Here is a 4,470-nt window from a genome sequence, read left to right as displayed (position 1 = left end):
ATGTAGATTTTCTTTTGTATTTTTGAATGAATTTAATTCAAAATTCTCAATCAAAAATTCTGGCAGTATTAATTTTAATAATTCTATATACGATTCCAACTTTATTCTGTTTTTTTTTACAAATATCTGATTTTATAATTATTTCTCCCCAGGTTTTGTTCTTGATCCTATAACACTCACAAATGGTGTTCCCATAGAAAGCGTAAGCAAAATGTTGGGGCATAAAAATATAAGAACTACACAACACTATGCCAAAATACTAGATAAAAAAGTGAATGAGGATATGGAATTATTAAAATCTAAGTTGGCTAATTTTAAACAAGATAGAAATGTCTAGGATGGAACTAATTCGCGAAATACATAAGTTACTCCTAATCAAAATGTTGACAACAATGTTTCTTTATCCTGCCTTGCTGTCCCCGAATGAAAAGTTGTCCACAAAAAGCCAGTCACTAAAAGATTTAAGCATCCGGAATTTCCGGCTCAACTAATTTTGCCAATTTCTCTAATGATTCCTGCCAACCTAAATAACACATTTCGGTTGGTATAACTGAAGGAATGCCTTCCTGAATAATTTTAAGTTCTGTGCCGCAAGAAACCTTTTTGAGCCAAACCGAAGTCATCATTTCACCAGGCAAATTAGGATCTTCAAATTTATCAGTATATTTAATAAATTCATTCGGCTTCAATTCCAGATATGTTCCGCCAAATGAGTGTACATTTCCTGTAGAAAAATTAATAAAAGACATTCGGTAATTCCCGCCTTGTTTTACATCCATGCTATGAACAACACATAAAAAACCATATGGCGGAAGCCATGATGCCATAGCATTTGCATCAGTAAACGCACGATAAATTTTTTCGGGAGATGCTTTAAGAACTCGATGTAATGATACACTATTATTTACCATAGTATTGATTTTTGGTTAGTGATTATTAATGAAGAGGCTGACTTGAAACATTAAACATCCAACTGATTCCGAATTTGTCTTTACAAGTTCCCCAGTAACCCCAGAATTCATCGTGGGGTGCGACACCGTCTGTTCCAGCTTGAGAAAGTTCTCTATACAAGCGGTCAGCTTCTTCTTTAGTGTCAGGATTTAAACTGATTGTTATAGTATTACCCTCAATCAATTTATGTCCCATGCTTTCAAGCATATCGGTTGCCATAATTTCTGTCCCGCCAAGTATTGGTAATGCAACATGCATTACTTTGTTCTTGTCAGCTTCTGAAAGTTCGGGCATACCCGGTTGAGCTGGAATATCTTTCATTCTCATTATCGGAACAGAAAATTCTGTCTTGAAAACTTTCTTGTAGTAGTTAAATGCTTCCTCGGCGTTTCCCATGAAGTTGAGATAAATTGATACATGTGCCATGATGATTTGTTTTGCTTATTGTTATTGTTATTGTAAAGATAAAAAATAATATTAAAAAGATTACATAACTAACAGTGAGAGCTATATGGTTTATACTTTGTGAAACAGAAATATTTTATCTTGAAAGATATATAGTGAAAAATAGAATTCCATTTTTGAAACTCTCTTTTTCAGGACTAGACAAATTTTTATCCAAATGCGTTTTGCACGGTATAAATTGATAAATGGTAAATCAGAATTTACAATCGGAGGCTCTTTAAAAAGGTCTCTTTTTTGTTCTATACTACAGGAATTGGTTTTATTTTAAATATCATTATATAATTTTGAAAAAATAACCAAAGTATTATCGAAAAAAGAAAGGCAGAAATAAAAAGCAACAATAGCTTAAGGCTTTTATATAGGAGAGTTAATGATTCGTTAAAACTATGGTTTACAGTTATTATGGGAAAAGTAAATTGTATCTTTGAGTGTGGTTTTGATTAATCACTTGAGTAAAACTATCTGAAAAGAAAAGCTAATTCAAATAGTCATTTCATACTGAACGGTATGAGTTGATAAATGGTAAATCAGAATCTACAATCGGAGGCCCTTTAAAAAGGCCTCCTTTTTTTTAGGATTAATGTTTTCCCTTTTCATGACTTTTCTTCGTCAACAATTAGCTTCAAAGAATTGATATAATCAGTATCAAATTCTATAACTCTTATTTTCTTTTGCTTGAAACTCATTTCACCCTCAAACTTCCCTTCGGTTCCCAAAAAATCTATTACGAGTTCTTCCTCATTTTGTTCTATGAGTTTACCGAGATAAACAGCTTTATCTGACTTTGTTGCAATCTGAAAAATCTCATATTTATCCGCTATAAAATTTATAATTGAAGACAAATCTTTAAGCGGAATTATTTCGGATGCGCTTGTTTTTAAACCTTTAAGTTTAATTACTCTTTCAGTGAATTCATGATCCTTGTCTTGAATAATTGACTTTACATTTTTGTTTTTTAATATTGTATAGCCATCAATTATAAAATCAACAGGATTATTTTTCAGTAAAATCCAATCTTCAGTCCAATCAATAAGAAAACCACTAAAGATTTCTTTTTTGTCGTCAAACTCTATTGAAATTAATTGTCGTAAGTATTTTTCCATTATGTTTTTTTTTAAGTTTCAAGAGCAGTTTCCCGCCAACGTCAGTTTTCCCGAAACGTCGGGATAAAAACCTCTAGCCGAATCGATTTTTGTTCACCAGAGGGTGAATACATTTAATTTAAACTACAATTATATCCTTTTCAAAAAGACTTTCAATTAAGATAATAATAATAATATGACATGTAATCAGTTCCGTCCATCACAGGTTTCTTTGTTAGTGCTGCGCACGCAACGAAACCTTAGCTGTTAGCTATTCGTGCTTCTTTTTCGAGAACCGGTCTAAATGTGGTATGTTAGTCCACTCACTGCTGTGCCAGTCCAATTTACATTTCTTGAACAGCCCTTTCGCCTTCTTTAGTGATACCCATTATTTCCGTAAAAACGCCAATCTCTTCTCGTGTGTCAAAAAACACAATTTTAGCTATTGACGTGTCAAAGCTACTTATTACTGTAAAGCCTTTATTCTCAAACCCTGAAATTACTTTGTCAAGGTTTGCAATGGGTGTGCTGTATGCAATATGTTGAACTCCGCCTGTTGGATTATTATCTATGTAATCCTTAAAAATACTTTTCCCTGAAATTGGTTCAATGAGTTCAATAAATGTCCCACCTGAATAAGCCATTGCAACAAGATTTTCTGCATTAGATGGTTCTCCATAATAGGTTCCGTCGTACTCTTTTAAGCGAGTGGTAACTGTCGGGCTAAAATTGGTAACGCCTAGCATTTCCTGAAAAAAAATTTTGATTTCTCTACCTCTTTCACCACCCACGCAATTTGAGTTGGTGTTAGCCCAGAGCTGTCTTTTTTATTTGCCTTGTCCATAGATTGAATTTGTATTGGGAATTTTATTAACAGTTTAGCCGCCTTAAGCTCCAACAGTACCTGTCTTGACTTCTCCAGCACGCTTGTAGTTGGCAATAATCACTCCAGTTGTCGTAGCCAAACTCTCCGTTAATGTAAATGCTACCGGAATCGTGCCATCATCAAACAACTTTTTCCCTGTACCAAGAGTCAATGGGTAAATTTTGAGACAGAGTTCGTCCACTAAATCATTCTTAAGTAACAGCTGAATAAGTTTACCGCTACCCCAAACCTGAATATCAGAACCTTCTGAATTTTTGAGCTTTTTGATATCTTCCAAACTTTCGATAAATACGGTGTTTTTCCAGTTTGACTTTTTCATGGTCTTGGACATGACGTATTTTGTGCCATTATTGATGCCAGGCCAAATGTCTGCATGTTTAGGCCAAAAGGAGGCCCAAATCTCAAATGTTTTCCTGCCCAAAAGATAATCTGCTGGTTGTTGCAGCTCTTTTTGCACCACCTTACCTCCAACTTCGTCATTATAAGGTGCAACCCAACCGCCATATTCAAAACCGTCTGATGTATCTTCCTCAGGTCCACCAGGTGCTTGCATTACTCCATCTAATGTAATCATTGATAAGACAATTATTTTTCTCATGTAATAACAGTTTTTAATTGTTAATAATTATTGTTTGAATTGAAATTGCATTTTGCGAGCGATAGCCAAACGGCTTTGCAGAAATTGTCTGCGGTTACAGTCCGCTGTCAAATTTAAAAGTTGAGTTGTCCTTATACGGTTGGAACTAACTTATTTATATACCCCGTTTTTAGATTAAAAATGGAGTATGTCTGCTTATTTTTTGTTGCATACACGCAACTCTGGCTGAGTTTTATACTCCAAGCCTACAAAACCATTTCTAGTCTTTCTCATTACCTTAAAGATAATAATTTTATGCAAAAAAAGACACCTCATAGCCTCATTTTCATATATTCGTATTCCAGTCTGCGAAATTCAGCAACTTAAAAACAAACCTCGTTTTGCACTGCCCCCAAAAAGTTAGACACTATTTGGGGTATTTTTATGGAAAGAAAATCAAAATATGATTATGCATTTAAGAAAGAATGTGTTGAGTTAGTTTTAAATAA

The 4,470-nt window shown here is 34.0% G+C and carries 5 protein-coding genes; all 5 read right to left on the bottom strand.

The annotated features are described in order from the left end of the window. Positions 1-461: 461 nt before the first annotated feature. The 5 genes from ACNQGX_RS18085 to ACNQGX_RS18065 all read right to left on the bottom strand — a co-directional run bounded on the left by ACNQGX_RS18085 (position 462) and on the right by ACNQGX_RS18065 (position 3,982). Positions 462-911, bottom strand: a complete 450-nt coding sequence (locus tag ACNQGX_RS18085) for an SRPBCC family protein (protein ID WP_417978669.1) — start codon at positions 909-911, stop codon at positions 462-464. A gap of 25 nt (positions 912-936) precedes the next feature. Continuing rightward, entirely contained in the window at positions 937-1,377 is a 441-nt protein-coding gene (locus tag ACNQGX_RS18080) for a VOC family protein (protein ID WP_417978667.1), read from the bottom strand. 632 nt (positions 1,378-2,009) lie between these two features. Next, positions 2,010-2,519, bottom strand: coding sequence for a hypothetical protein (locus ACNQGX_RS18075; RefSeq protein WP_417978664.1), 510 nt, complete (start codon positions 2,517-2,519; stop codon positions 2,010-2,012). Positions 2,520-2,842: 323 nt separating this feature from the next. Continuing rightward, positions 2,843-3,289 carry a VOC family protein gene (locus ACNQGX_RS18070; protein WP_417978662.1) on the bottom strand — a complete coding sequence of 149 codons (447 nt, stop codon included), beginning with the start codon at positions 3,287-3,289 and terminating at the stop codon, positions 2,843-2,845. A 96-nt stretch (positions 3,290-3,385) separates the two neighbouring features. Then, complete coding sequence (locus ACNQGX_RS18065) at positions 3,386-3,982, bottom strand: dihydrofolate reductase family protein (protein WP_417978660.1); 597 nt, start codon at positions 3,980-3,982, stop codon at positions 3,386-3,388. Positions 3,983-4,470: the final 488 nt, after the last annotated feature.

This window comes from Flavobacterium glycogeni (genome assembly GCF_048286775.1).
Classification (GTDB): domain Bacteria; phylum Bacteroidota; class Bacteroidia; order Flavobacteriales; family Flavobacteriaceae; genus Flavobacterium.
This window is presented reverse-complemented; position numbering and strand designations above follow the sequence as displayed.

Coding starts and splice junctions, on each gene's coding strand:
- ACNQGX_RS18085 (WP_417978669.1), bottom strand. CDS start 911: ATGGTAAATAATAGTGTATCATTACATCGAGTTCTTAAAGCATCTCCC.
- ACNQGX_RS18080 (WP_417978667.1), bottom strand. CDS start 1,377: ATGGCACATGTATCAATTTATCTCAACTTCATGGGAAACGCCGAGGAA.
- ACNQGX_RS18075 (WP_417978664.1), bottom strand. CDS start 2,519: ATGGAAAAATACTTACGACAATTAATTTCAATAGAGTTTGACGACAAA.
- ACNQGX_RS18065 (WP_417978660.1), bottom strand. CDS start 3,982: ATGAGAAAAATAATTGTCTTATCAATGATTACATTAGATGGAGTAATG.